Below are 25,597 nucleotides of genomic sequence, written 5' to 3'. Positions count from 1 at the left end.
GCTGTGCAGGTCCGCGCATGCGTGCTAACATCCGAAATTGTTACCGGTAACTTAAACGCGCGGAGCACCGCCTGTCCGGCCTGGCCAGTGCGCGCGAAGCGATGCGCGCCGCCGCGCCGGCACCGGTACGCACCACAAACAGACCCTCACGGAGACAAGCAAGATGTCCCAATCCACGCCGCGCCGGCTGCGCAGCCAGAACTGGTTCGACGACCCTTCCCACGCGGACATGACCGCGCTGTACGTCGAGCGCTTCATGAACTACGGCCTGACCCGCGAGGAGCTGCAATCGGGCCGGCCCATCATCGGCATCGCGCAGACCGGCAGCGACCTCGCGCCGTGCAACCGCCACCACATCGAGCTGGCGCAGCGCACCAAGGCCGGCATCCGCGACGCCGGCGGCATCCCGATGGAATTCCCGGTGCATCCGCTGGCCGAGCAGAGCCGCCGCCCCACCGCCGCGCTGGACCGCAATCTCGCCTATCTCGGGCTGGTGGAGATCCTGCACGGCTTTCCGCTCGACGGCGTGGTGCTGACCACCGGCTGCGACAAGACCACGCCCGCGTGCCTGATGGCCGCGGCCACGGTCGACCTTCCGGCCATCGTGCTGTCGGGCGGGCCGATGCTCGACGGCTGGCACCAGGGCAAGCGGGTCGGCTCGGGCACCGTGATCTGGCACGCGCGCAACCTGCTGGCCGCGGGCGAGATCGACTACGAAGGCTTCATGGAACTGACCACGGCCTCGTCGCCGTCGATCGGCCACTGCAACACGATGGGCACCGCGCTGTCGATGAACAGCCTGGCCGAGGCGCTCGGCATGTCGCTGCCGGGCTGCGCCAGCATCCCCGCGGCCTACCGCGAGCGCGGGCAGATGGCCTACGCCACCGGCAAGCGCATCGTCGACCTGGTGCGCGAGGACGTGCGGCCGTCGCGCATCATGACGCGCGCGGCGTTCGAGAACGCCATCGTGGTGGCGTCGGCGCTGGGCGCGTCCAGCAACTGCCCGCCGCACCTGATCGCGATCGCGCGCCACATGGGCCTCGCGCTGAGCCTGGATGACTGGCAGCGCGTGGGCGAGCAGGTGCCGCTGCTGGTGAACTGCATGCCGGCCGGCGAATACCTCGGCGAGAGCTTCCACCGCGCCGGCGGCGTGCCGGCCGTGCTGCGCCAGATCGACGCGGCCGGGCTGCTGCGCCGCGAATGCCTGACGGTGTCGGGCCGCCTGATCGGCGACATCGCCAACGCCGCGCCGGACGCCGACCGCGACGTGATCCGCGCTGCCGGGGACCCGCTCAAGCACGGCGCCGGCTTCATCGTGCTGTCGGGCAATTTCTTCGACAGCGCCATCATGAAGATGTCGGTGGTGGGCGACGCCTTCCGCCAGACCTATCTGAGCGAGCCCGGCGCGGAGAACACCTTCGAGGCGCGCGCGATCGTGTTCGAGGGACCGGAGGACTATCACGCGCGCATCAACGATCCGGCGCTGGAGATCGACGAGCGCTGCATCCTGGTGATCCGCGGCTGCGGCACGGTGGGCTACCCGGGCAGCTCGGAGGTCGTCAACATGGCGCCGCCCGATGAGATGGTCAAGCGCGGCATCACCTCGCTGCCGTGCCTGGGCGACGGCCGCCAGAGCGGCACCTCGGCCAGCCCGTCGATCCTCAACATGTCGCCCGAGGCGGCGGTGGGCGGCGGCCTGGCGCTGCTGCGCACCGACGACCGTATCCGCGTGGACCTCAACGCGCGCAGCGTCAACCTGCTGGTGCCCGAGGACGAGCTGGCGCGCCGCCGCGAGCACGCCAGCTTCACCGCGCCGCCGTCGCAGACGCCGTGGCAGGAGCTGTACCGCAAGCTGGTGGGCCAGTTGTCCACCGGCGGCTGCCTGGAACCGGCCACGCTGTACCTGAAGGTGATCGAGGAACGCGGCGAGCCGCGCCACTCGCACTGAACGCGCACTGAACGCACGCGCCCCCGACAACCGACTCTCCCGCCAACCCATGCGAACCCTCTCTCCCTCCGCCTGCCTGCCGGCCGATCTCGAACAAGCGCTGCTGGTCGGGCGCGTGTGGCGCCGCGCCGGCGACCATGAAGGCCCCTGCGTGGTCGCCGTGCGCGACGGCCACGTCTTCGACATCACGGCCACCGTGCCGACCACCGCCGACCTGTTCGAGCGCGCCGACGCGCTGGAGCTCGCCCGCCACGCGCCCGGCGAGGCGCTCGGCAGCGTGCAGGCGCTGCTGGCCCCGGCGCTGGCGGGCGACGCCGGCGCGCCGGTGCGCCTGCTCGCGCCGTGCGACGTGCAGGCCATCAAGGCGTGCGGCGTGACCTTCGCCGTGAGCCTGATCGAGCGCGTGATCGAGGAGCAGGCCGGCGGCGATCCGGCCCGCGCCAAGGACGTGCGCGAGACCATCACCGCGCTGATCGGCACCGACCTGTCGCAGATCGAGCCCGGCTCCGAGGCCGCGCAGCGGCTCAAGGCGGAGCTCGAGCGGCGCGGCGCGTGGTCGCAGTACATGGAAGTCGGCATCGGCCCCGACGCCGAGGTGTTCTCGAAATCGCAGCCGATGTCGGCGGTCGGCTTCGGCGCCGACATCGGCCTGCATCCGGCCTCGGTGTGGAACAACCCCGAGCCGGAGATCGTGCTGGCGGTCAGCAGCGCCGGCAGGGTGGTCGGCGCCACGCTCGGCAACGACGTCAACCTGCGCGACATCGAAGGCCGCTCCGCGCTGCTGCTCGGCAAGTGCAAGGACAACAACGGCTCATGCGCGATCGGCCCGTTCGTGCGGCTGTTCGACGCGCGCTTCACGCTCGACTCGGTGCGCCGGGAAAGCGTGTCGCTGCGCGTCGAGGGCGCCGGCGACGGCTTCGTGCTCGAAGGCGTCAGCCACATGAGCGAGATCAGCCGCGACCCGGCCGACCTCGTCGCCCAGACCTGCGGCGCGCACCACCAGTACCCGGACGGCTTCATGCTGTTCCTCGGCACCATGTTCTCGCCGATCGAGGACCGCGACGCGCCGGGCGCCGGCTTCACCCATCACCTCGGCGACGTCGTGACCATCTCGGCGCCCGCGCTCGGCGCGCTGGTCAACACGGTGGGGCTGTGCACCGAGATCGCGCCGTGGACCTTCGGCGTGCGCGCGCTGTACCGCAACCTCGCGCAGCGCGGGCTGCTCGGCGCGGCCTAACGGCGCCGGCCCGGCAGCGACGGAGACACCAGCGGCGGCGGCGCGGCGGAAATGTCCGCATCCCGCCGCCGCGCGGCTCTGGTATGGTTGGCGCTCCGCCGAACGTCGCCCGCCGGGCGCTCCGAGCCGCATGCCGCCATCCTTGCCACCGCCTTCCTCCCTGCCCGCCCTGCTCTCCCCGACCGTGCCCGCCGCCTGGCTGGCCGCGCTGCCGGACGTGGTGGCGGCCGGCCTGTCCTCGGGATGGCCGTGGCTGTTCACGCTGGCCGAATGGCTGATCCGGCTGGTCATGCTGGTCTACGTGCCGCAGCGCCGCGCGCCGGCGGCGGCGCGCACCTGGCTGCTGCTGATCTTCTTCCTGCCGTGGCTGGGCCTGCTGCTGTACGCGCTGTTCGGCCGCATCTACTATCCGAAGTCGCGCCGCCTCAAGCTCGCGCGCATCAACCAGGGCATCGAGCGCGTGCGCGGCCCGCTCGAGCGCTTCGCGCCGGTGCAGCCGCTGCCCGCCGGCGTGTCCGCCGACGCCGCCGGGCTGATCGAGCGGCTCGGCTCGTACTGGCCGATGCGCGGCAACGCCGTGGAATTGATGGACGACTACGGCGCCGTGGTCGCGCGCATGATCGCCGACATCGACGGCGCCGCGCGCCAGGTCCACCTGCTGGTCTACATCTACGCGGCCGACGCCACCGCGCGCGCGTTCACCGACGCGCTGCTGCGCGCCGCCGCGCGCGGCGTGCAATGCCGCCTGCTGGTGGATGCGCTGGGTGCCCGCGCCGGCTGGCGCGCGTTCGCGCAAACGCTGCGCCACGGCGGCGTGGAAGTGGTGCAGGCGTTGCCGATGCGCTCGCTCTCGGCCGTGCTCAAGGGCAAGAGCGCGCGCTTCGACCTGCGCAACCACCGCAAGATCCTGGTGGTGGACGGCAGCATCGGCTACATCGGCTCGCAGAACGTGATCGACGCCGAATCCACGCCCGGCCTGCCCAACGAGGAACTGGTGGCGCGCGTGACCGGCCCGGTGGTGACGCAGCTGCAGGCGGTGTTCCTGGCCGACCGCTACCTGGAGACCGGCGAGACCGGCGAGGCCGGGCAGGCCGCGCAGACCGAACGTGGCGGCTTCGTCGCCGGGAACTTCCCGCCGCCGCAAGCCGCCGGCGCGCACACCGCGCAGATGCTGCCCAGCGGCCCCGGCTACGGCACGCAGAACGCGCAGATGGCGCTGGTCAGCATGATCCACCGCGCACGCGCGCGGGTAGTCATCACCACGCCCTACTTCGTTCCCGACGAGGCCTTCCTGCAGGCGCTGCAACTGGCCTGCTACCGCGGCGTGGCCGTGCACCTGGTGCTGTCGCGGCGGATCGACCAGCGCTTCACGCAGGCCGCGCAGGAAGCCTATTTTGGCGTGCTGCTCGACGCGGGCGTGCACATCCACCTGTACAAGCCGGCCTTCCTGCACGCCAAGCACGTGACCATCGACGACGAAGTGGCGATGGTGGGATCGACCAACATGGACATCCGCTCGTTCGCGCTCAACGCGGAGGCCGCGCTGGTCATCTACGACCACGCGGTGGTGGCGCGCATGCGCGAGATCCAGGCGCGCTACTTCCGCGACAGCGCGCAGGTCGACCGCGCCGCCTGGCAGCGGCGGCCGCTGCGCCGGCGCACCTGGCAGAACCTCTGCCGGCTGGCCGATTCGCTGCTGTAGGAATTGCCGCGCGCGGACCGGGCCGCCATGCGCCCGCTCAGAAATGGTGCGCGATGCCGACGGTGAGGCTGTGCACCGAGCCGCCCGGCTTGGGCAGCGGAAAGCCGTTCTCCGGCTCGTAGTTGTAGGTCAGGGCCGAGGCCGAGCTGTTCCTGATGAAACCGAAGCGGGCGTAGAGCGAGGTTCTCTTCGACAGGAAATAGTCGTCGCCGAACGTCATGCCCCAGGCATGGTTCGCCTTTTGCGTGGTGTCGCGGAACCCCGCCGTGACGCGCAGCAGGTGCGCCCCGATCTTCTTCTGCACCCCGGCGAAGTAGAGCATGGCATTGGCGCCGCCGGTATTCCTCGGGTTGATCCACGACAGCACCGCCGTGCCGGTCAGGAAGCCGAAGTCGTGCGAGACGTTGAGCAGGACGTTGTCGGTGCGGATCGACGGCTCCCGGGTGGCGTCGTGGCTGCATTGCGACGTTGCCGCCGGGCTCGGGTCGCACCAGTTCTGGGAGTAGGACGCCGACATGAAGTTTTCCTGGCTCGCATAGTAGATCGACAGCGACTGGTTGTGCGTCCTCGGGCCGACGTCCTGGTTTCCCTTCAGCGCGTAGAACGCGTTGATGCCGACGTGCTCCCACAGCAGCGGCGTGGTGTAGCTGATCGAGTTGTTGATGCGGTTGATGTCGAGGCTCGAGCCGTAGCCCAGGTCGCTGAAGGCGGCCAGGTACGAGTAGATGGACTGGTGCCCGGTGGCCAGGAACGGGTCGGCGCCGATCGCCAGCGACGAGGCGCCGCTGAGCTGCTTGCCAAGCGAGACGGTGCCCCAGTCGGTGCTCGACAGCCCGACGAACGAGCCCCGGTTGAAGAAGGAGGTCTTGCTCTGCTGCGTGCCGGAATCCGGGTTGAAACCGCTCTCCAGGCGGAAGAACGCCGTCAGCCCGCGGCCGAGGCTCTCCTGCCCGTAGATGCCGAACTTCGAGGTCCAGGCGTTGTTGCTCTCCACCCGCTTCATGTTGCCGCTGGGCCCGTGCGTGTAGTCCAGCCCGACGTCGACGGTGCCGTACAGCGACAGCATGCTCCTGCCCGGCATGACGCCCAGCGCGCCCGGGCCCACCCCCTGCAGGACCAGGCGCTGAATATCGACCATCGAGTCGGCCTCCGCCCATGAACTGGCGGAACCGCAGGACACTACCGTGGCAACACAAAGCAAACCGACGCGCTTTCCAAGCATATGCACCTCTCCGATCTGATGAAGTCGTGATGACGTTGCGGCAGCCAGAACCGTCTGGCGCCACTAATTGACCAATCGTCAATTACACGATGCCAGATGCAATATTGATGCCACATCTATTTCCCCAATCTGGGGATTTCCTGCTGCAAGAAAGGTGTGTCCACTGCTGGCATGAGGACTGGCCGTGCTCATGGCCGGCGCGCAAGCGGGGCCGCGCGGGGAGAACCGGAACGGAACGAATCGCAGCCGCGAACGGGCTGCGAAGGTACGGCGGCAGACGTGATCGGCCGGGCCGCGCCGCGGCTTGCGTGGCGCGGCATCGGCCGCTCTTTTCAGGCGGGATTGCCCGCGGCATTGGCACTGGCCCGGCCGCGGCGATGCCGGCGCCGCCAGGAGCGCGGCGCCGGCGGGTCGATTACATCGACAGGCTCAGTTCGAGCTCCGTGATCGCCTGCTTCGCGCGGACCTGGCAGGTCGTGTAGCGGCGCAGCGCCCTGGACAGCCGGCGCGCGGCGTCCCCGCCGTTGCCCTGGCCCTGACCCTCGCCGTCTCCCTCGTTCATCGACGACTCGCACTCCATGCCTTCCTGCAGGGCGTTGTCCGCGCGCTGGATCAGTCCGGCAAGGTAGGCCGAGCCGGCCACGCCGGGCGAGACCCTGCGCGCGCCGTCGAGCCGCCGCCGGGCGTCGTCGAGCAGTTGGGAAGCGCGGAGCTTTGCGTCCTCGAGCATCTCCCCGGGGGTGCGGCGCAGCCGGATCTCCCAGAACTCGTTGGCTTCGTCGTGGTAGTAGTAGCCGTGGCCGGGAATATGCATGAGCGCGCGCCGGTTGGCCGGCCCCACGCATCCCATGTACAGGCCCTGATCGCCGTCGTCCGGACGCATGACGGCGGTGAACGCATTGACGCGATGGCAGATCGAGCTGGGCCACGGGCTGCCGCCAAGCCAGGCCTGCTCGCGCTCCGCGTGGGACATGCGCTGGCCGTCCTCGCGGTAGCGCTCGGGCGCGCTGGTCGAATAGATGCGCGCCATCACGTCGACGTCGATGCGGCCATGCGCCGCCTTGAGCGACTCGAACAGGTAGCGGTTGCGTCCTTGCGAGCTCTTGGTCGAGAGCGCGGGCGCGAGCTGCCGGTCGCCGAGATAGGCGAGGTCCGCCGGCCGGTTCTGGACCCAGCCTTCGACCGGGTTGAAGGCATATCCCTGGTCCGGGGCCAGGAACCCGGCGGCGGAGCGCGGGTGCATGGAATTGTTGTTCGCATACAGGAACTCGTAGGACCGGCCCTGCTCGTCGAACGAGAGTTCGCGCAGGATGGGGTCGCTGCCCACGGCGTTCGACGGCCTCGCCTCGCACACGTATGCATAGCGCCCGTCCGCGTAGAAGCCCCCCACCGAACCGAGAATGGTGCCCACGTCGCCGATCGGCCATCCCATCTCGTTGCCGAGCGCGTCCGCGGCCGTATCGGCGAAGCGCAGGTTGTGGAACACCGACGCGCCGCGCCGCAGGCCGTAGCCGCGGTCGCTCGTTTCCTCGATGCCGTGCAGCCCGCCGCCGTGGTGGACGTAGGCCACGCCCTTGCTGTTCATGCCCGGATGCCCGGCGAAGAAATACTGCCCCAGGCCCGGGATGAAGCCGTTGATGGAAAACGGCGTGTAGATGAACGCGTGCCCGTCGTCGGGGAACGCGGCGATCGTCACCTGGAATGTGCAGTCGTGGTCGGTGGTCGAGCCCGAGACCAGCGCGCCGTCCGACGTTGCCTCGCCCCAGGCGCAGGCGCCGCTGCACAGGTCGACGGAACGGTCCGCGTGCGCCGAGCTCATGCTCTGGCCGCCCAGGTAGGAGGAGTCGGCCTGGCCTTCGCCTTCGTCCAGGCTGTCGGCGGTGAGGTCGCGCACGCCGTGGCCGCGGATGCCGCTCCAGATCGGCTCGAAGTGCCCGGTCCAGAGCTGAATGGCCGTCCAGTAGTTGAGTTCGATGCCGTGCTCTTTCGCGGCATCGATCCAGCCGCGCACCATCTCGCCGATCTCCGGCGTGTTCTCCTGCATGTGGACGTGCCAGTTCTTGACGATCTCGATCTCGTGCGCGCGGAACCGGCGCGCGGCGAGCCGTTCCACGGGCCACTTGCCGAAGATGTCGATGATCTGCTGGATGTATTGCCGCCCCATCTCGTGCGACGATCCGCGCAGCACCACGATCGGGCAGATCGCGGGAACGATGGGCACGTCGCCGGCGAACTCGATCTCCGTGCCGCGCCGCGACAGCTCGATCGCCGGCAGGCCCTCTCCGGCCAGCGCGGCCGGGTCCGGTTCCGTGCCATCGAGCAGGGCTTCCACCCGCCGGCACGCCTCGACGGCGCCGTCGAAATGCCGCGCGGCCTCCGCGGCGTCCTGCGCGCTCTGCGTGAACGCCGCGAAATACATATTGCTGCCGGTAAAGCGGCCCGCATACCATTTCGCCTTGGCGATCATCAGCGTCGCGGCATCGAGGGCCGCGCGCGCCTTCACCGCGTGCGCGTCGGCCAGACTGCATTGGTTGAGCGCGCGATGCGCGTCGTACAGCGCGTACTGCGCTGCCACCGCCTGCGCGGCAAGGCTGGCCGGGGTATGGGTCGTTTGCAGGCTGGCTGCGCTGTGTTCTTGGTTGGTGCTCATTTCCATTCTTTCAGAAAACTCGGTCGATATTCCGATGACCGCTTGCGGATCGATGCATCGCTCGGGCGCGGACCGCCGGTCCGCCCTTACGAGGAAAACCTGTAGGAACCCAGGCGCAGCACCAGCAGCATCGCGGCGCACAGGGCGCCGGACGCACACAGCAGCGCGTACTTGTAGGTGGCGAAGTGATCGAACGAGAGGCCGAACAGGACCGGCCCGGCGATGCCGCCCAGGCCATGCACGAAAAAGAGGACCCCGTAGATCCGCCCGAAGGACTTGAGGCCGAAATATTTCTTGACGAAGAACGGCAGGAAATCGCCTTCCGCGCCGAGCGCGAAGCCGAGCAGCAGGCCGGCGAAGGCGGAGAACTGGATCGCGCGCGACAGCTCCGACGCCATCAGCACCGCGCCCGCGGCGGCCAGGCAGAACGCGGCCGCCGCCACCTTCCTGGCCGCGAACCGGTCGATCAGATAACCGCTGACGACCCGCCCCAGCACCACCCCCGCCCCGCTCACCGCCACGGCCCGCGCCGCCAGCTGCGGCGTGATGCCGCCGTCGACGAGCAGCGACACGAAATGCACCGACATGCCGAGCGTGGCCATCGATACCAGCAGCGTGACGGCGAGGATCAGCCACAGGCGCCGGTCGGCAAGCGCTTCGCGCACGGTGTATCCGGGCACCGGCATGCTGCCCGCGGGCAGGCGGCGCTGCCGCGCATGCCCGCGCAGGCCACGCGCGCCGCGCGAGATGATGGCGCAGGCCAGCCAGCCGAGCAGCAGCGCCCCGGCCGCGAGCCCGGCGTAGGCGCTGCGCCAGCCGTAGTGCGCGATCAGCGTCTGCGCGATGACCGGCATGGAGATCGTGCCGACGCCCATGCCGATTCCCGCCAGCCCCAGCGCGACGCCGAGCCTGTCGCGCAGGCATCTTGCCAATACCGTGAGATAGCCCGGCGGCGTGGTGCCGGCGCCCGCCACGCCGATGCCGAAGCTGAGCGCGGCGAACAGCCAGGGCGAATTCCCGCAGAGCGACTGAATCGCCATGAAGACCGCCATCACCGAGGCCGAGCCGCCGATGACCCTGGTCTCGCCAAAGCGGTCGATCAGCTGGCCGACCACGATCGAGCCCGCGGCCAGCCCCAGCATCGAGAGCACGCCCGCCGCCGAGGTCTGCGCGCGGCCCCAGCCGAACTCGTGGGCGATGGGCTGGAGGAAGACCGAGATCGTGCCGAAGTAGAGCGGCGCGAAGCCGGCGCAAAGGCCCAGCGCCGCGCCGAACACGATCAGGGCCCGATGCGGGGCGGAAAGCCCGCCGGCCGGCGGCGCGGCAAAGGCGGCTGCCGGCGGGGGCGCGGCGACATCCTGGTCAAGGTGGATCGACATGGTTGCCTTTCGGATGAGATGGCGAGGGTGGCTGATGTCCGGGTGCGCCGCGTGCTGCCGCGCCCCTTTTTTGACGTAACGCCAATTACTCTATCTTCGAATTGACGTATAGTCAAATAGATCGGGCGCGGACGCCGCCGGGCGCCGTGGCCGGCCCTGCCGGGCGCGGCCGGCGATCCGTCGCGATTGCCCGGCCGCGGCGCCCCGGCGCGGGCCGCACAGCCGCTGTCGGCGGCGATGGGGCGCAGGCAGAGACGCTATACTGGCGCGGAATTGCGTGCCGCGAGAGGATGCCGGCAGTGCGCCGCGCGCGCTGACAACGAAGATGAATGACTTAGTGGCGGGGAAAATCTTGTCGGAGAAGGCCAATGCGGCGCAGGCGCGCCGGCCGGGGCGCAGGCCGAGAAACGCGACCGGCGCAAGCCCGGGCGGGCTGTCGCGCGATGCCATCGTCCAGCACGTGGTCCAGCTCGCGCAGAAGGAGCCGTTCGCCGAGATCACGATCGCCCGGCTGGCGAACGAGCTCGGGGTCGCGACTTCGCTGATCCATTATTTCCTGGGAAGCCGCGACGACATCCTGAGCCTGATGCTCAACTATGCGCTGAAGGAAGTCTGCGACCGCGCGCCGCCGCTCACCGGGCAATGGCGCGCCGATGCGGAGGCGCTGCTGCGCGAAGTGCAGCAGATGCAGTCGCGCTGGAAGGGCATCACCGCGCAGATCGCCACCTCCAGCCGGTACCGGCTGTTCCAGCACCAGCTACTGGATGGCAAGGACTACGGGCTGGTGTTCTTCGACCGCATGGGCCGCATCCTGCAGAGCGGCGGCTTCAGCGGCGCGCAGGCGGCAAGCGCCCATCACCTGCTGATGCTGTTCCTGGTCTCGGTCGCCAGCGCGCAGGTCTTCCAGCAGGAGCCGAGCGCGAAGCGGGAGTACCTGCGCGGCCATGTCGGGCAGTTCCCCGCCGGGGACTATCCCGGCTGCGCCTTCATGCTCGACGATTTCGCCGCCATCGACACGCCGACGACGTTCGAGAAGGGGCTGCGCCTGCTGCTGGACGGCATCGACGCATGGCCGCGGGACGGCGCGAAGCCGGCACGGGCCGCGCGCGCCAGGCCGGCAAAGACAAAGACCGCCTGAGCGGATGCCGCCGGCGGCGCGAAGCCCGCCGGCGGGCCGCCCGCTGCCGTCCCCGGTCAGGGCACGGTCCCCTGGCCAGGCAACCGTGGGCGGCGGCGCAACTCAACGCGCTTCGACAAACCCCAGCACCGTCTCCAGCATCGCCCGCAACGCGGGCTGGATGCGCGTGGCCCGCGCCTCGTCGTAGGCGAACGGATAGACCTCGCTCATGTACGCGCACTGCGTCAGCTCGAGCTGCACGGCATGCACGCCCTGCGCCGGCGCGCCGTACTGGCGCGTGATGTAGCCACCCTTGAAGCGCCCGTTCAGGATCGCGGTGTGATCCGGCACCGCGCTGGCGATGTCCAGCAGCTGGTCGGCCAGCGCCACGTCGCAACTGGCGCCGTTGGCGGTGCCGAGGTTGAAGTCGGTCAGCTTGCCCTCGAAGAAGCGCGGCAGCACCGAACGGATCGAGTGCGCGTCCCACAGCGCGATGGTGCCGTGCGCGGCGCGCAGGCGCGCGAGTTCCTCGGCCAGCGCGGCGTGGTACGGGCGCCAGACCGCGTCGCGGCGCGCGGCGATCTCGTCGTCGGCGGGCAGGCTGCCGTCGGCGTAGACCGGAGTCTTGTCGAAGGTGTCGACCGGGCACAGGCCGGTAGTGTCCTGGCCGGGGTAGAGGTTGGCGTTGTCGGGCGGGCGGTTCAGGTCCACCACGTAGCGCGAGTGCGTGGCCACCAGGATGGAGGCGCCAAGCTCGCGCGCGAAATCGTAGAGGCGCGCGAGGTGCCAGTCGGTGTCGGGCACGGTGCGCGCCTCGGCGGTGAGGCGGCCGGAGACGGAGGCCGGCAGGTAGGTGCCGACGTGCGGCATCGACACCAGCAGCGGGCGCGTGCCGCGATGGAGCGTGAAGGCGGGGGTATCGGTAGAGAAGGACATATCGTTCTGTTTGCGACGGGGTACGGCGGTAGCCACGGTATTGCGGCGATGGCGCGATGGTGGTGCGGTGATGCGGTGATGCGGTGGTAACGCGACGGCAGCGCGCAGCCACCGCGGCGCTGCCATCCTTGCGCCGCCGCGCCCGATGCTTGCCATGTCAAGCATCGCGGCGCATGGCGGCGCCGGGATTCAGTCGGTCAGCAGGCTGGCGCGGGCGGCGGCGAAGCGTTCGCCCGCCTGCGGCTGCAGCGGGTGAACGCCGTGCTGCACGCGCACGCGGCCGGCGGTGCGGACTTCCGCTAGTGTCTCATGCCCGTGGTTGGCGAACACGTGGACGGCCAGCGCCTGGCTGCCGGACAGGCCCGCCAGCGCCGGGTGGGCACCGTCGAGCACGGCGAAATCGGCCTGCTGCCCGACCGCCAGCGCGCCGATGGCGCGGCCGGAAGCGCGCGCGCCGCCGGCCGCGGCGTCGAGGTACAGGCGGTCGGCCACCTGGCGATGGGTATCGGAGGCCAGCACGTTGCGGCGCTGCAGGCCGAGGCGCTGGCCGTATTCGAACAGCCGCAGCTCCTCCGCCACGCTGACGCTGGCGTGGCTGTCCGAGCCGATGCCCCACACGCCGCCCTGCGCGAGATAGGGCGTGGCGTCGAACACGCCGTCGCCGAGGTTGGCCTCGGTGGTCGGGCAGATGCCGGCCACCGCGCCGCTGTGCGCGAGGCGGCGGCGCTCGTCCCAGTCCATGTGGGTGGCATGCACGAGGCACCAGCGCCCGTCCACCTCGGCATGGTCGAGCAGCCACGCCACCGGGCGCGTGCCGGTGAGCGTGATGCATTCGTCCACCTCGCGCTGCTGCTCGGCGATGTGGATGTGCACCGGCGCCAGCGCGTCCATCGCGTGCAGGCCGGCCACCGCCTCGGCCAGGCTTTCCGGCGGCACCGCGCGCAGCGAGTGCGGGGCGAGGCCGAGGCGCGCCTGGCCGTGGCAGTGCGGCGCCAGCCGCGCGAGCAGGTCGAGCATGGCGCCGGTCTGGTGCAGGAAGCGGCGCTGGTCGGCCAGCGCGGGCTTGCCGCCGAAGCCGGCGGTCTGGTACAGCACCGGCAGCAGCGTGATGCCGATGCCGGCGTTGCGCGCGGCGCGCAGCAGGCGCAGCGACATCTCGGCCGGCTCGGCGTAGGGCTTGCCGTCTTCGCCGTGGTGCACGTAGTGGAACTCGCACACGCTGGTGTAGCCGGCGCGCAGCATCTCCACGTAGAGCTGGGTGGCGATGGCTTCGAGCGTGTCGGGCGACAGCCGCAGCGCGAAGCGGTACATCAGCTTGCGCCAGCTCCAGAACGAGTCGGCCTCGCCGCCGCCGCCGTCGCTGCGGTATTCGGTCAGGCCGGCGAAGCCGCGCTGGAACGCGTGCGAATGCAGGTTGGGCATGCCGGGCAGCAGCGGGCCGGCGGCATGCGGCACGCCGGCGGCATCGACCGCGCCGGCATCGGGCCGCACGGTCACGAGCGTGCCCGCGCCATCCCACTGGAACAGGACGTTGCGCGCCCAGCCATCGGGCAGCAGCGCTGCGGTGGCGAACAGGGTTCCGGCGTTCATGCGCGTGCTCCCGCCGCCCCGTACACGCGGCCTTGCCGCACCACCGCCGCGGCCGGATTGCGGCCGAACCAGTAGGCCAGTTCGGCGGGGGAATCGACCTGCCACAGCACGAAGTCGGCGCCGCGCCCGGCCGCCAGCAGGCCGTGCCGGTCGGCCGCGCCGAGCGCGCGCGCGGCGTGGCGGGTGACGCCGGCCAGCACTTCCGGCACGGTCATCCGGAACAGGGTGCAAGCCATATTCATCATCAGCAGCAGCGAAGTGACCGGCGAGGTACCGGGATTGTGGTCGGTGGCGATCGCCATCGGCACGCCGTGCCGGCGCAGCAGCGCCAGCGGCGGCAGGTTGGTGTCACGCAGGAAATAATAGGCGCCGGGCAGCAGGACCGCCACCGTGCCGGACGCGGCCAGCGCGGCCACGCCCGCTTCGTCGAGGTGTTCGAGGTGGTCGGCGGACAGCGCGCGGTGGCGCGCGGCCAGCACGCTGCCGCCGAGGTTGCTGAGCTGCTCGGCGTGGAGCTTGACGCGCAGGCCGTGGCGCGCGGCGGCCTCGAACACGCGCGCGGTCTGCGCGAGGCTGAAGCCGACCGATTCGCAGAACGCGTCCACCGCGTCGACCAGCCCTTCGCCGGCCAGCGCGGGCAGCATGGTGTCGCACACCAGCGCGATGTAGTCGTCGGCGCGGCCGGCGTATTCGGGCGGCAGCGCGTGCGCGCCGAGGAAGGTGGTGTGCACCGTGACGCCGAAGGCCGCGCCGAGGCGGCGCGCCACGCGCAGTTGCTTGCGCTCGGTGGCGAGGTCGAGGCCGTAGCCGGACTTGATCTCGATGGCGGTCACGCCTTCGGCCAGCAGCGGCGCCAGGCGCGCGGCGGCAAGCGCGAACAGCGTGTCTTCGTCGGCCGCGCGCGTGGCGCGCACGGTGGAGACGATGCCGCCGCCGGCGCGCGCGATCTCTTCATAACCGGCGCCGGCCAGGCGCATGGCGAATTCGTCGGCGCGCTGGCCGCCGTAGACGAGGTGCGTGTGGCAGTCGACCAGCCCGGGCGTGATCCACGCATTGCCGGCGTCGTGGCGCGGCAGGCCGGCGTAGTCCGCCGGCAAACCGGCGAGCGGGCCGAGCCAGGCGATGCGGCCATCCTGCACGGCCAGCGCCGCGTCGCGGATGGCGTTGGCGGGATCGGCATCGGGCAGCAGGTGGCAGCGGTGCCAGACGCCGTCGGCCGAGGTGGCCTGCGCCGGATTCTGATTCATCGGGGATTCTCCATGACGAGGGTGACGGTCAGGCAGAGCGCGGGGCCGGCCGCGGCGCGCGCCGGCGTGGCGGGCACGCCGGCGGCGAACAGCAGGCCGTCGCCGGCGGCAAGAGTCTGGTCGCCGACGTGCCACGCGCCTTCGACGGCAAACAGCAGCACGGCATCCGTGCCGGCGGCGAGCGTGAAACCGCCGCGCTGCGCCAGTACGCTCGCGCGGCACTGGCCGCGGCGCGTCATCACGTTGAAATCGCGCGTGGCGCCGTCGATCAGCGTGGCCTGCACGCCGCGCTCGCCGGCGAACGCGAACGGCGCGCCGATCTTGTCGAGCCGGTGGTCGAAGCTGCCGTCGTCGGCCAGCAGGCGCACGCCCGCGCCGCCGAGCAGCACGATCTGGCGGTCGATGCCGGGGAAGGCCGAGAACGGGCCGTCGGCGCCGATGTCCGCCACGCTCACGCGCCACTGGAAGGCATCCATGCCGGCGCCGGGCGGAAAGGCCGCGATCTCGCGCGTGACGCCGCCGCCGTTCTTCCACGGCCGCGGCGCCAGCGCGGCGAGCGAGAAGCGTTGCGCGCCGTTCATGCGTGCCGCGCCTTCGGCGTCGCGCGGGCCGCCTTGGTGAGTTGGTGTTCGTTGGCGTTCATCTCTGGTTCTCCTGTTGGTCGGGTCTCGGGCCGGGCAGCGGTGATTTGGCGCGTGTCGCCTGCGGGGGCGCCGGCCCTCTCCCGCGCGCGGGAGAGGGGAGCAAACCGGGGGCATCGAACGGGGCCGCCGGATGCGCCGACGCCAGGGGTTCTACAAGGCATGCGAAGGCAGCACCATCCGCACCGCCTCCGGCCAGCCCGCGCCCGCGTCGCCCTGCCTGACCCACTGCTTCATCGCCTCGATGTCGGGCGCGAGATAGCGGTCGCTCTCCACGAAAGCCACGCGCGCGCGGATGCGCGCGATCTCGCCTTCGAGCAGCGGCGACGATTGCAGCGGGCGGTGGAACTCGATGCCCTGCGCGGCGGCCATCGCTTCGATGCCGACCACCACCGCGGTGTTCTCGGCCATCTCGCCGAGGCGGCGCGCGCCGTAGGTGGCCATCGACACGTGGTCCTCCTGGTTGGCCGAGGTGGGCAGGCTGTCGACGCTGGCCGGATGCGCCAGCGACTTGTTCTCGGAGGCCAGCGCGGCGGCGGTGACTTGCGCGATCATGAAGCCGGAGTTCAGGCCGCCGTCGCGCACCAGGAACGGCGGCAGGCCGGACAGCCCGGTGTCGAGCAGCAGCGCGAGGCGGCGCTCGGAGATGGCGCCGATCTCGGCGATGGCCAGCGCGATGATGTCGGCGGCGAAGGCCACCGGCTCGGCGTGGAAGTTGCCGCCGGAGATCACGTCGCCCTGCTCGGGGAACACCAGCGGGTTGTCGGAGGCGGCGTTGGCCTCGATGCCGAGCACGCGCGCGGCGTACCGCAGGTTGTCCAGGCACGCGCCCATCACCTGCGGCTGGCAGCGGATCGAGTACGGGTCCTGCACGCGGCCGCACTGCCGGTGCGAATCGACGATGCGGCTGCCGTCGAGCAGCGCGCGCGCCGCGCCGGCCACGGCGATCTGGCCGGGCTGGCCGCGCGCGGCGTGGATGCGCGCGTCGAACGGCTTGACCGAGCCCTTGATGGCCTCGAGCGAGAGCGCGCCCGCCACCAGGCCGGCGGCGAGCAGGTCCTCGGCGGCGAACAGCCCGGCCAGCGCCAGCGCGGTGGAGACCTGGGTGCCGTTGAGCAGCGCCAGCCCTTCCTTGGGACCGAGCGTGAACGGCGCCAGCCCGGCATGGGCCAGCCCTTCGGCGGCGGGGCGGCGCCGGCCGCCGATCATCACCTCGCCCACGCCGATCAGCGTGCACGACAGATGCGCGAGCGGCGCGAGGTCGCCCGAGGCGCCGACCGAGCCCTTGGCCGGAATGCACGGCGTGACGCCGTGGTTGGCCAGCGCCAGCAGCGCCGCGATGATCTCGGGACGGATGCCGGAATGGCCGCGCGCCAGGCTCACGGCCTTGATCGCGAGGATCAGGCGCACCGTGTCGGGCGCGAGGTCGGCGCCGGTGCCGACGCTGTGCGACAGCACCAGGTTGCGCTGCAGCTCGGCCAGCTTGTCGTGCGCGATGCGCGTCTGCGCCAGCTTGCCGAAGCCGGTGTTGATGCCGTAGACCACGGCGTCGGCGTCGATGATGTCCTGCACGGTGGCCTGCGCGGCGCGCACGCCGGCCCACGCGGCATCGTCCATCGCCAGGCGCACTTCGCCGCGGTGGATGCGGCGCAGGTCGGCCAGCGCCACGGCGCCGGGCCGCAGGATCAGCAGCGGGCGGGCGGTGGCGGGCTGGGTGCTGGTATCGGTCATTTGTCTTTCCCTGTCTATACAGCCATGTTCGGCAAGCGTCGTCCGGTTGGACCTGCGAAAAAGCCGGCGTCCGGCGGATCAGCCGAAGGCCGGGTTGCCGTCGGCGCGGAAGCGGCTGCCGAGGCGGTAGCGGCTGCCCGGATGCAGGCAGCGCACGAAGGTGACGGGCGTGCCGCCGGTCCAGGTGCGGCGCGTCAGCAGCAGGCAGGGCTGGCTGCCGGGCATTTCCAGTTGCGCGGCCTGCTCGGGCGTGGCGGCGATGGCGGGTTTCATGGCGTCGGTGCCCGGCGCGGATCGCCGCCGCCGGCACGGCCTTGCGCCCGGAAAACACGGGCGCGGTCCCGCCGGTGCCGTGGCGCGGAGGCGGGCAATCCACGTCCCCGCATGCGAAATTCCATCTTCCCTGGCTCCCTTGGTGCGAGGCGAACGATGGCGGCGCCGGTCGCCGGTCGCCGGTTGTTTCCCGGCAATTTAGCAATCCTGTATATACAAGTCAACGCGCGGTTAACCCGAGGCGCGGGGAAAACCGGCGCCGCCGGCACATGGCGCGCGGCGGGACGGCCGGTTCAGCCCGGTTCAGGCTGTCAGGGGCAAGGTCAGGATCAGGCGTCGAAGAAGGACGCCACCGTGGGATAGCGCAGGCGCAGGCGCAGCTCCCGCTTGAGACGGGTGTTTTCCAGCCGGCGCGATTCGCTCATGAAGCTGAGCAGGTTGGGCGCGACCGCCTCGCGCAGTTGCGCGCGGCTCAGGCGCGGCGGGCGCGGCAGGCCGCGGCGGTCGGCCACGAGGTCGAAATAGTCGGCCATGCGCATCTCGGTGTCGTCGCTGGCGTGCACCACGCGCTGGGCGCGCCCGCGGAACAGCGCGGCCACCATCGTGCGCGCCAGGTCCAGCGCATGGATGTGGTTGGTGTAGACGTCGTCCTGCGGCGCCAGCGCCGGCGTGCCCTTGGCCAGGCGGGCCAGCGGCAGGCGGTTCTCGGCGTAGATGCCGGGGATGCGCACGATCGAGGCGCGCCAGCCGCTGTCGCGCCCGAAGCCGCGCACGGCGCGCTCGGCGGCCACGCGGCGGCGCGCGCGCGCGGTCTGCGGGCGCACCGGGTGCGACTCCCGCAGGCGCGCGCCGGCGCGGTCGCCGTACACGCCCGAGGTGCTGGCGTAGACCAGGGCCGGGCGCGCGGGCCGGCGCCCGGGCCGTTTGTCGTCCTGCTCGGGTAGAATGGCGGGCTTGGCAGACCAGCCGGCGGCACGGGCTGGCGAGCGCCGCCAGGCGCCTCGCCGCAGCGCGCGCAGCAGCGCCAGCGTGCGCGGGTCGCCCTCGCCGGCGGCCGGCGGCGGCGCCAGGTGCAGCACGCGGCTGGCCAGTCCGGCCAGGCGCGCGAGCGTGGCCGGGCGGTCCAGGTCGGCCAGCAGCGGCACGGCGCCGCCGTCGCGCAGCTCACTGCGGCGCGATGGCTGCGAAGTGGTGGCAAAGACGCGCCAGCGCGTCGACAGAATACGAAGGCAGCGCGTGCCCACGTCCCCGCAGCCTACGATCAGCAGGCGCGGCCGGCCCAGGCGGCGTCGCGACAGTTTTTTGCTCATAGAGTGATTATGGCTTACCAAGTTACCGTCATGCCCAGCGGGCGCCAGTTCGAAGCCGCCGACGACGAGACCATCCTCGCCGCGGCGCTGCGCCACAGCATCGGCCTGCCCTACGGCTGCAAGAACGGCGCGTGCGGTTCCTGCAAGGGCCGCGTCACCGCCGGCAGCATCGTACAGGGCGACCACGCCGCCTCCGCGCTGTCCGCGCAGGAGGAAACCGAGGGCCGCGCGCTGTTCTGCTGCGCCCGGGCCGCCTCGGACATCACCATCGAATGCCGCGAGGTGCAGGGCGCCGGCGACATCCCGATCAAGAAGGTGCCGTGCCGCGTGGCCAGCCTGGAGCGCGTGGCCGACGACGTCATCGTGGCCCGCCTGCAACTGCCGGCCACCGAGCGCCTGCAGTACCTGGCCGGCCAGTACGTGGAATTCCTGCTGCGCGACGGCAAGCGCCGCAGCTACTCGATCGCCACGCCGCCGCACCAGGAAGGCCCGATCGAGCTGCACTTCCGCCATATGCCCGGCGGCACCTTCACCGACTACGTGTTCGGCGCCAGGGAAGGCCAGCCCGCCATGAAGGAGCGCGACATCCTGCGCTTCGAAGGCCCGCTCGGCAGCTTCTTCCTGCGCGAGGACTCCGACAAGCCGATCATCCTGCTGGCCTCCGGCACCGGCTTCGCGCCGATCAAGGCCATCGTCGAGCATGCCGCCTACACCGGCATCACGCGCCCGATGACGCTGTACTGGGGCGGCCGCCGCCCGGCCGACCTGTACATGCACGCGCTGTGCGAGCAGTGGGCGCGCGAACTGCCCAACTTCCGCTACGTGCCGGTGATCTCCAACGCGCAGCCCGCCGACGACTGGGACGGCCGCACCGGCTTCGTCCACGAGGCGGTGATGGAAGACCATCCCGACCTGGCCGGCTTCGAGGTCTACGCCTGCGGCGCGCCGGTGATGGTCAACGCCGCGCGCAAGGACTTCACGCTGCGCTGCGACCTGCACGAAGACGCCTTCTTCGCCGACTCGTTCACCTCCGAGGCCGACATGCACGCGGCCCCGGCGGCCTGAGCGCCGCGCGGACCGTCCTGTTGCCGCAACAATGCCCGGCCCGTCCAAAATTCGTTTTGACAGCCGGGCGCGTGCGCCTTATATTTGCCGCCATGAACTACGCAATGGTCCGACGCAGCTACCGTACGATGCTCCCCACCGGGGTGCCGCGCGGCTGACCGTCCATCGCTTTTGTTCAGGTCGACGAGCCACGGGCAACCCCCGTGGCTTTTTGTTTTTGCAGTCCCTTTTTTGCAGTCCCTTTTTTTGCGCGCCCCCCTTGCGCGCGACCAACCGCTCTCCTCTCCCCCGTTTCACGCCGACCCCTGGAGTCCGCCATGGCATTTGCTGAGTATCCCGTCCAATCCCTGATGTACATCACCAACCGGCCCGAACTGGTCTTCACCGAAGGCAAGGGCTCGTGGCTCACGGACCATAACGGCAAGCGCTACCTGGACTTCGTGCAGGGCTGGGCGGTCAACTGCCTGGGCCACTCCAGCCAGGTCATGATCGACGCGCTGACGGCGCAGGCCGGCAAGCTGCTCAACCCGAGCCCGGCGTTCTACAACGAACCCATGCTGCGGCTGGCCAGGCAGCTCACCGACCATAGCTGCTTCGACAAGGTCTTCTTCGCCAACAGCGGCGCCGAGGCCAACGAAGGCGCGATCAAGCTGGCGCGCAAATGGGGCCGCAAGCACAAGGGCGGCGCCTACGAGATCATCACGATGGACCACAGCTTCCACGGCCGCACGCTCGCCACCATGAGCGCGTCGGGCAAGGCCGGCTGGGACACGCTGTTCGCGCCGCAGGTGCCGGGCTTCCCCAAGGCCGACCTGAACGACCTAGCCTCGGTGGAAAAGCTCATCACCGACAAGACCGTGGCCATCATGCTCGAGCCGGTGCAGGGCGAAGGCGGCGTGATCCCCGCCACGCGCGAATTCATGCAGGGCCTGCGCAAGCTGGCCGACCAGCACAAGCTGCTGTTCATCGTCGACGAAGTGCAGACCGGCTGCGGGCGCTGCGGCACGCTGTTCGCATATGAGCTGTCGGGCGTGGAGCCGGACATCATGACGCTGGGCAAGGGCATCGGCGGCGGCGTGCCGCTGGCCGCGCTGCTGTGCAAGGCCGAGGTGGCCAGCTTCGAGGCCGGCGACCAGGGCGGCACCTACAACGGCAACCCGCTGATGACCGCGGTGGGCAGCGCCGTGATCGGCGAGCTGACCAAGCCGGGCTTCCTGCAGGGCGTGCAGGAAAAGGCCGCCTACCTGAGCGAGCAACTGCTGGCGCTGTCGGCCGAGTTCGGCCTCGGTGGCGAGCGCGGCGAAGGCCTGCTGCGCGCGCTGGTGCTAAACAAGGACATCGGCCCGCAGCTGGTCGAGGAAGCGCGCGAGATGCAGCCCGAAGGCCTGCTGCTCAACGCGCCGCGCCCGAGCCTGCTGCGCTTCATGCCGGCGCTGAACGTCACGCGGGAAGAGATCGACCAGATGATCGGCATGCTGCGCACGCTGCTCAAGAAGCTGGCCTGACCGGCCTTGCCGGCTCCGCCCCGCGGGGCCAGGAGGACGTGAAAAAGCCCGGTGCAGGTTGAACCTGCACCGGGCTTTTTTTCCGGGCGCCGCGTCGATTGCCGCATTACCGCATGGTCCGCGCCACCGCCGCTTTGCTCCCCTCTCCCGCGTGCGGGAGAGGGGTCGGGGGGAGAGGGCGGGGGCTGGCGAATGCTGTTGTGCTGGAAAAAACCGCTGGCCCCGCTTCCTGTGGCTCCTAGCTAAACCGCCCCTCTCCCCGGCCCTCTCCCCCTGAGGGGAGAGGGAGAACACCTTGCTTGGGCTAGCTCGGGCGGCGTGGGCCCGTTCGCGGGCTTCGGCCGGCGCGGTCGCGGCGCCGTCACTCGCCCAGGTAGGCCGCCCTCACCTTCGGGTCGTCCAGCATCTGCTTGGCGTCGCCGCTCATGGTGACGAGACCGGACTCCATGACGTAGCCGCGGTGCGCGGCCTGCAAGGCCAGGCGCGCGTTCTGCTCGACCAGCAGCACGGTCACGCCCTGCGCCGAGATGTCGCGCACCACCTCGAAGATCTTCGCCACCATGATCGGCGACAGGCCCATCGAGGGTTCGTCGAGCAGCAGCAGCTTGGGCTGGCTCATCAGCGCGCGCGCCATCGCCAGCATCTGCTGCTCGCCGCCGGACATGGTGCCGGCGAGCTGGTTGGCGCGTTCCTTCAGGCGCGGGAAGATGCCGAACATGCGGTCAATGTCGTCCTTGATGCCGGCCTCGTCGCTGCGCGTGTAGGCGCCCATCTGCAGGTTCTCGGTGATGGTCATGCGCGCGAACACGCCGCGGCCTTCCGGCACCATCGCCAGGCCCTGCTTGAGCAGCACGTAGCTGGGCACGCCCTTGATGGACTTGCCCATGTACTCGACGTCGCCGCCGGCCCAGCCCTGCAGGCCGGTGATGGCCTTCATGGTGGTGGTCTTGCCGGCGCCGTTGGCGCCGATCAGCGTCACCAGCTCGCCGTCGCGGATCTCGAGGTCGATGCCCTTGACGGCCTGGATGCCGCCGTAGGCGACCTTCAGGCCGGAAATCTTCAGTAGCGTATCTTTCATCGTCTCTTTCCCCGTCAGTGCGTCGGGGTACCGAGGTAAGCCTCGATCACCGCTGGATTGTTCTGGACGTCTTGCGGCAGGCCCTGCGCGATGACCTTGCCGTAGTCGAGCACGGTCAGGCTGTTGCACAGACCCATCACCAGCTTCACGTCGTGCTCGATCAGCAGGATGGTCTTGCCGTCGCTGCGGATCTTGTCGAGCAGGCCGCGCAGTTCCACCTTCTCGGTGGCGTTCATGCCGGCGGCGGGCTCGTCCAGGGCCAGCAGCTTGGGCTCGGTGGCCAGCGCCCGGGCGATCTCGAGGCGGCGCTGATGGCCGTAGGAGAGGTTGCGCGAGGTGAAGTTGGCGTACTTGCCGATGCCCACGTACTCGAGCAGGTCATGCGCCATGTCCTCGATGCCCTCTTCCTCGTGCCGCACGTGCGGCGGGCGGAAGATGGCGCCGAAGATGCCGGCCTTGGTGCGCACGTGGCGCCCCACCATGACATTTTCCAGCGCGGTCATCTCGCCGAACAGGCGGATGTTCTGGAACGTGCGGGCAATGCCGGCCTTGGCCACTTCGTGCACGGCGGTCGGCTGGTAGGCCTGGCCGCCCAGCACGAACTCGCCCGAGTCCGGCGTGTAGAGGCCGGTGATCACGTTGAAGAAGGTGGTCTTGCCGGCGCCGTTGGGGCCGATCAGGCCGTAGATCTGGCCCGGACGGATCTGCAGGCCCACGTCGGACAGGGCCTGCAGCCCGCCGAAGCGCTTGTTGACCCCCTGTACCGACAGGAGGAAGTTCTCGTTGCTCATCTTGTCCTCCTGGTCAGAAACGGCCGACGCTGCCGGGGCGGCGCACGACCGGGCGGTCTTCCTTGCGCGGCGACGGCCACAGGCCGGCCGGGCGGTACAGCATCACGATCACGAGGGCCAGGCCGAACAGCAGCTGGCGCAGCACTTCCGCGTCGACGATGGCGTGGCCGAAGACCATGCGCTGGGCCGGCTCGGCGACCACGCGCAGCAGTTCCTGGAAGCCCACCAGCAGGATGCCGCCGAGGATCACGCCCGGGATGTGGCCCATGCCGCCCAGCACCACGATGGCGAGGATGTAGATGGACTCCCACAGCACGAACGATTCCGGCGACACGAAGCCCTGGAACGCGCCGAACACCGCGCCCGAGGCGCCGCCGAACGAGGCGCCCATCGCGAAGGCCAGCAGCTTGACGTTGCGGGTGTTGATGCCCATCGCCTTGGCGGCGATCTCGTCCTCGCGGATGGCGACGAAGGCGCGGCCGATGCGCGAGTTCTGCAGGCGCAGGCAGATGAACACGATCACGATGACCAGGAACACCAGCAGGTAGTAGTACATGAACACCGGCGTGAACTTGAGCCCGAAGATCTCGTGCGACTTCGAGAAATCGAAGCCGAAGATATGGACCGGGTCCACCGCGGTGATGCCCTTCGGCCCGTTCGTGATGTTGATCGGGCGGTCGAGGTTGTTCATGAAGATGCGGATGATCTCGCCGAAGCCCAGCGTCACGATGGCCAGGTAGTCGCCGCGCAGCTTGAGCGTCGGCGCGCCGAGCAGCACGCCGAACGTGGCCGCCACCGCCACCGCGATCGGCAGCACGAACCACATCGACAGGTGCAGGCCGTTGGGGAACAGGTTGTGGATCCACTCGAACTGGTTCGCCAGGTGGGGCGAGCCGAGCAGCGCCATCAGGTAGGCGCCGACCGCGTAGAAGGCGATGTAGCCGAGGTCGAGCAGGCCGGCGAAGCCCACCACGATGTTCAGGCCCAGGGCCAGCATGATGTAGATCAGCGCGAAGTCGAGCACGCGCACCCAGTAGTTGCCGCCCAGCGTCTGCACGAGGAACGGCGCGCACAGGGCGACCACCAGGAAGGCAAGCAGCGCGGCCAGGGTCTTGGCCGGGGTCTTGGTCAGCGGCGCGGGTTGCGCCGTGGATGGAATCGGGGCACTCATGGATTCTCTCCTCAGGCGCGTTCGGAAACCCGCTCGCCCATGATGCCGGACGGACGGAACACAAGGACGATGATCAGCACGATGAAGGCGAACACGTCCTGGTAGTTGGAGCCGAAGACACCGCCGGTGAGGTCGCCGATGTAGCCGGCGCCCAGCGCTTCGATCAGGCCCAGCAGCATGCCGCCGACCATCGCGCCGGCGAGGTTGCCGATGCCGCCCAGCACCGCGGCGGTGAACGCCTTCAGGCCGGGGATGAAGCCCATGTAGAAGTGGGCGTTGCCGTAGTTGGTGGCCATCATCACGCCGGCCAGCGCGGCCAGCGCGGCGCCGATCATGAAGGTGGCGGAGATCACGAAGTTCGGGTTCACGCCCATCAGGCCGGCCACCTTCTGGTTCTCGGCGGTGGCGCGCATGGCGCGGCCGAGCTTGGTGCGGTTGACCAGCGTCAGCAGGCCCGCCATGACCATCAGCGCCATGCCGATGATGACGATTTCCTTGCCGGTGATGGTGGCGCCGGTCGAGCCGATGTCGATCGGGCTGGACGGCAGCAGTTGCGGGAAGGTCAGCGGATTGCGCGACCAGATCAGCATGCCCATCGTCTGGAGGATGATGGACACGCCGATGGCGGTGATCAGCGGCGCCAGGCGCGGCGCGTTGCGCAGCGGCCGGTAGGCGACCCGCTCGATGGTGTAGGCCAGGACCGCGCACACGGGCATGGCGATCAGCGTCGCGATGACCAGCGTGAGCCATTCGGGCAGGCCCGGGGCGAATTTCTGCAATCCGAGGATCGCCGAGAGGGCAGTCAGTGCGCCGATCATCAGCACGTCGCCGTGGGCGAAGTTGATGATCCCGAGAATGCCGTAGACCATGGTGTAGCCAAGTGCGATCAGCGCATAGATGCTGCCGAGCACCAGACCATTCACGATCTGCTGGATAAAGATATCCATGAAAACTCCTTGCTCCGTCCGAGGCTCCGCGGCGTGGAGTGGTTGCCGGGCAGACGG

At 70.2% G+C, this 25,597-nt stretch carries 19 protein-coding genes and 1 pseudogene; 6 read left to right on the top strand and 14 right to left on the bottom strand.

What is annotated here, in order from left to right:
- The first annotated feature begins 163 nt into the window (after positions 1–163).
- From KF708C_RS24655 to cls, 3 genes are all read left to right on the top strand, one after another.
- Complete coding sequence (locus KF708C_RS24655) at positions 164–1,948, top strand: IlvD/Edd family dehydratase (RefSeq protein WP_059413572.1); 1,785 nt, start codon at positions 164–166, stop codon at positions 1,946–1,948.
- 49 nt (positions 1,949–1,997) lie between these two features.
- Entirely contained in the window at positions 1,998–3,185 is a 1,188-nt protein-coding gene (locus KF708C_RS24650; RefSeq protein WP_059413571.1) for a fumarylacetoacetate hydrolase family protein, read from the top strand.
- 130 nt (positions 3,186–3,315) lie between these two features.
- On the top strand, positions 3,316–4,887 hold the full coding sequence (gene cls / locus KF708C_RS24645) for a cardiolipin synthase (RefSeq protein ID WP_231586567.1): 1,572 nt from the start codon (positions 3,316–3,318) through the stop codon (positions 4,885–4,887).
- Positions 4,888–4,924: 37 nt separating this feature from the next.
- Here the strand turns inward: cls and KF708C_RS24640 are convergent, their stop codons facing one another.
- The 3 genes from KF708C_RS24640 to KF708C_RS24630 all read right to left on the bottom strand — a co-directional run bounded on the left by KF708C_RS24640 (position 4,925) and on the right by KF708C_RS24630 (position 10,138).
- Positions 4,925–6,109 (bottom strand): porin, encoded by a 1,185-nt coding sequence (locus KF708C_RS24640; RefSeq protein ID WP_081651339.1) that lies wholly within the window; start codon positions 6,107–6,109, stop codon positions 4,925–4,927.
- A gap of 415 nt (positions 6,110–6,524) precedes the next feature.
- Entirely contained in the window at positions 6,525–8,759 is a 2,235-nt protein-coding gene (locus KF708C_RS24635; RefSeq protein WP_059413569.1) for a hypothetical protein, read from the bottom strand.
- 86 nt (positions 8,760–8,845) lie between these two features.
- The gene (locus KF708C_RS24630) at positions 8,846–10,138 is read right to left on the bottom strand and encodes an MFS transporter (protein ID WP_082079809.1); all 1,293 of its coding nucleotides are present in this window, start codon (positions 10,136–10,138) and stop codon (positions 8,846–8,848) included.
- Between the two features lie 352 nt (positions 10,139–10,490).
- Between KF708C_RS24630 and KF708C_RS24625 the strand changes: the two genes are divergently transcribed.
- Positions 10,491–11,276, top strand: coding sequence for a TetR/AcrR family transcriptional regulator (locus KF708C_RS24625; RefSeq protein WP_059413568.1), 786 nt, complete (start codon positions 10,491–10,493; stop codon positions 11,274–11,276).
- A 102-nt stretch (positions 11,277–11,378) separates the two neighbouring features.
- Here the strand turns inward: KF708C_RS24625 and hutG are convergent, their stop codons facing one another.
- The 7 genes and pseudogenes from hutG to KF708C_RS24590 form a co-directional block, all read right to left on the bottom strand.
- Positions 11,379–12,191 (bottom strand): N-formylglutamate deformylase, encoded by an 813-nt coding sequence (gene hutG, locus KF708C_RS24620; protein WP_059413567.1) that lies wholly within the window; start codon positions 12,189–12,191, stop codon positions 11,379–11,381.
- A 189-nt stretch (positions 12,192–12,380) separates the two neighbouring features.
- Entirely contained in the window at positions 12,381–13,781 is a 1,401-nt protein-coding gene (locus KF708C_RS24615; protein WP_020201689.1) for a formimidoylglutamate deiminase, read from the bottom strand.
- Complete coding sequence (hutI, locus tag KF708C_RS24610; RefSeq protein ID WP_059413566.1) at positions 13,778–15,028, bottom strand: imidazolonepropionase; 1,251 nt, start codon at positions 15,026–15,028, stop codon at positions 13,778–13,780. Before hutI ends, KF708C_RS24615 begins: the two co-directional genes overlap by 4 nt.
- Positions 15,025–15,609, bottom strand: coding sequence for a HutD/Ves family protein (locus KF708C_RS24605; RefSeq protein ID WP_059413565.1), 585 nt, complete (start codon positions 15,607–15,609; stop codon positions 15,025–15,027). Before KF708C_RS24605 ends, hutI begins: the two co-directional genes overlap by 4 nt.
- Positions 15,610–15,822: 213 nt before the next feature.
- A complete protein-coding gene (hutH, locus tag KF708C_RS24600; RefSeq protein WP_059413564.1) occupies positions 15,823–17,400 on the bottom strand; it encodes a histidine ammonia-lyase in 1,578 nt (525 codons plus the stop codon).
- Positions 17,401–17,478: 78 nt separating this feature from the next.
- A pseudogene (locus KF708C_RS24595) lies at positions 17,479–17,664 on the bottom strand (UTRA domain-containing protein); the annotation flags it as partial.
- 338 nt (positions 17,665–18,002) lie between these two features.
- Positions 18,003–18,983, bottom strand: coding sequence for an NAD-dependent epimerase/dehydratase family protein (locus tag KF708C_RS24590; protein ID WP_020201694.1), 981 nt, complete (start codon positions 18,981–18,983; stop codon positions 18,003–18,005).
- A 9-nt stretch (positions 18,984–18,992) separates the two neighbouring features.
- Here KF708C_RS24590 and KF708C_RS24585 point away from each other — a divergent pair, with 9 nt between their 5' ends.
- The gene (locus KF708C_RS24585) at positions 18,993–20,048 is read left to right on the top strand and encodes a CDP-6-deoxy-delta-3,4-glucoseen reductase (RefSeq protein ID WP_029043320.1); all 1,056 of its coding nucleotides are present in this window, start codon (positions 18,993–18,995) and stop codon (positions 20,046–20,048) included.
- Positions 20,049–20,365: 317 nt separating this feature from the next.
- Positions 20,366–21,553: an acetylornithine transaminase gene (locus KF708C_RS24580; protein WP_029043321.1), complete on the top strand. Its 1,188-nt coding sequence runs from the start codon at positions 20,366–20,368 to the stop codon at positions 21,551–21,553.
- A gap of 361 nt (positions 21,554–21,914) precedes the next feature.
- Here KF708C_RS24580 and KF708C_RS24575 read toward each other — a convergent pair whose 3' ends face one another.
- From KF708C_RS24575 to KF708C_RS24560, 4 genes are read right to left on the bottom strand one after another with little or no spacing between them, the layout of a single operon-like run.
- A complete protein-coding gene (locus KF708C_RS24575; RefSeq protein WP_020201697.1) occupies positions 21,915–22,631 on the bottom strand; it encodes an ABC transporter ATP-binding protein in 717 nt (238 codons plus the stop codon).
- Between the two features lie 14 nt (positions 22,632–22,645).
- Positions 22,646–23,422, bottom strand: a complete 777-nt coding sequence (locus tag KF708C_RS24570) for an ABC transporter ATP-binding protein (RefSeq protein WP_020201698.1) — start codon at positions 23,420–23,422, stop codon at positions 22,646–22,648.
- Between the two features lie 13 nt (positions 23,423–23,435).
- Positions 23,436–24,593, bottom strand: a complete 1,158-nt coding sequence (locus tag KF708C_RS24565; RefSeq protein ID WP_020201699.1) for an ABC transporter permease subunit — start codon at positions 24,591–24,593, stop codon at positions 23,436–23,438.
- A gap of 11 nt (positions 24,594–24,604) precedes the next feature.
- Positions 24,605–25,540, bottom strand: coding sequence for a branched-chain amino acid ABC transporter permease (locus tag KF708C_RS24560; protein WP_020201700.1), 936 nt, complete (start codon positions 25,538–25,540; stop codon positions 24,605–24,607).
- Positions 25,541–25,597: the final 57 nt, after the last annotated feature.

It is taken from the genome of Cupriavidus basilensis (genome assembly GCF_000876015.1).
GTDB classification, from domain to species: domain Bacteria; phylum Pseudomonadota; class Gammaproteobacteria; order Burkholderiales; family Burkholderiaceae; genus Cupriavidus; species Cupriavidus basilensis_B.
Note: the sequence above shows the minus strand (reverse complement) of the source record. Positions and strands in the feature narration are given on the sequence as shown.

Excerpts from the sequence above, each read along its gene's own strand:
- KF708C_RS24570 (WP_020201698.1), bottom strand. The coding sequence starts at position 23,422 with ATGAGCAACGAGAACTTCCTCCTGTCGGTACAGGGGGTCAACAAGCGC.
- KF708C_RS24615 (WP_020201689.1), bottom strand. The coding sequence starts at position 13,781 with ATGAACGCCGGAACCCTGTTCGCCACCGCAGCGCTGCTGCCCGATGGC.
- KF708C_RS24635 (WP_059413569.1), bottom strand. The coding sequence starts at position 8,759 with ATGAGCACCAACCAAGAACACAGCGCAGCCAGCCTGCAAACGACCCAT.
- KF708C_RS24590 (WP_020201694.1), bottom strand. The coding sequence starts at position 18,983 with ATGAGCAAAAAACTGTCGCGACGCCGCCTGGGCCGGCCGCGCCTGCTG.
- KF708C_RS24580 (WP_029043321.1), top strand. The coding sequence starts at position 20,366 with ATGGCATTTGCTGAGTATCCCGTCCAATCCCTGATGTACATCACCAAC.
- KF708C_RS24565 (WP_020201699.1), bottom strand. The coding sequence starts at position 24,593 with ATGAGTGCCCCGATTCCATCCACGGCGCAACCCGCGCCGCTGACCAAG.
- KF708C_RS24640 (WP_081651339.1), bottom strand. The coding sequence starts at position 6,109 with ATGCTTGGAAAGCGCGTCGGTTTGCTTTGTGTTGCCACGGTAGTGTCC.
- hutG (WP_059413567.1), bottom strand. The coding sequence starts at position 12,191 with ATGTCCTTCTCTACCGATACCCCCGCCTTCACGCTCCATCGCGGCACG.
- KF708C_RS24605 (WP_059413565.1), bottom strand. The coding sequence starts at position 15,609 with ATGAACGGCGCGCAACGCTTCTCGCTCGCCGCGCTGGCGCCGCGGCCG.
- KF708C_RS24585 (WP_029043320.1), top strand. The coding sequence starts at position 18,993 with ATGGCTTACCAAGTTACCGTCATGCCCAGCGGGCGCCAGTTCGAAGCC.
- KF708C_RS24655 (WP_059413572.1), top strand. The coding sequence starts at position 164 with ATGTCCCAATCCACGCCGCGCCGGCTGCGCAGCCAGAACTGGTTCGAC.
- KF708C_RS24560 (WP_020201700.1), bottom strand. The coding sequence starts at position 25,540 with ATGGATATCTTTATCCAGCAGATCGTGAATGGTCTGGTGCTCGGCAGC.
- cls (WP_231586567.1), top strand. The coding sequence starts at position 3,316 with ATGCCGCCATCCTTGCCACCGCCTTCCTCCCTGCCCGCCCTGCTCTCC.
- KF708C_RS24575 (WP_020201697.1), bottom strand. The coding sequence starts at position 22,631 with ATGAAAGATACGCTACTGAAGATTTCCGGCCTGAAGGTCGCCTACGGC.
- KF708C_RS24630 (WP_082079809.1), bottom strand. The coding sequence starts at position 10,138 with ATGTCGATCCACCTTGACCAGGATGTCGCCGCGCCCCCGCCGGCAGCC.
- KF708C_RS24650 (WP_059413571.1), top strand. The coding sequence starts at position 1,998 with ATGCGAACCCTCTCTCCCTCCGCCTGCCTGCCGGCCGATCTCGAACAA.
- hutH (WP_059413564.1), bottom strand. The coding sequence starts at position 17,400 with ATGACCGATACCAGCACCCAGCCCGCCACCGCCCGCCCGCTGCTGATC.
- hutI (WP_059413566.1), bottom strand. The coding sequence starts at position 15,028 with ATGAATCAGAATCCGGCGCAGGCCACCTCGGCCGACGGCGTCTGGCAC.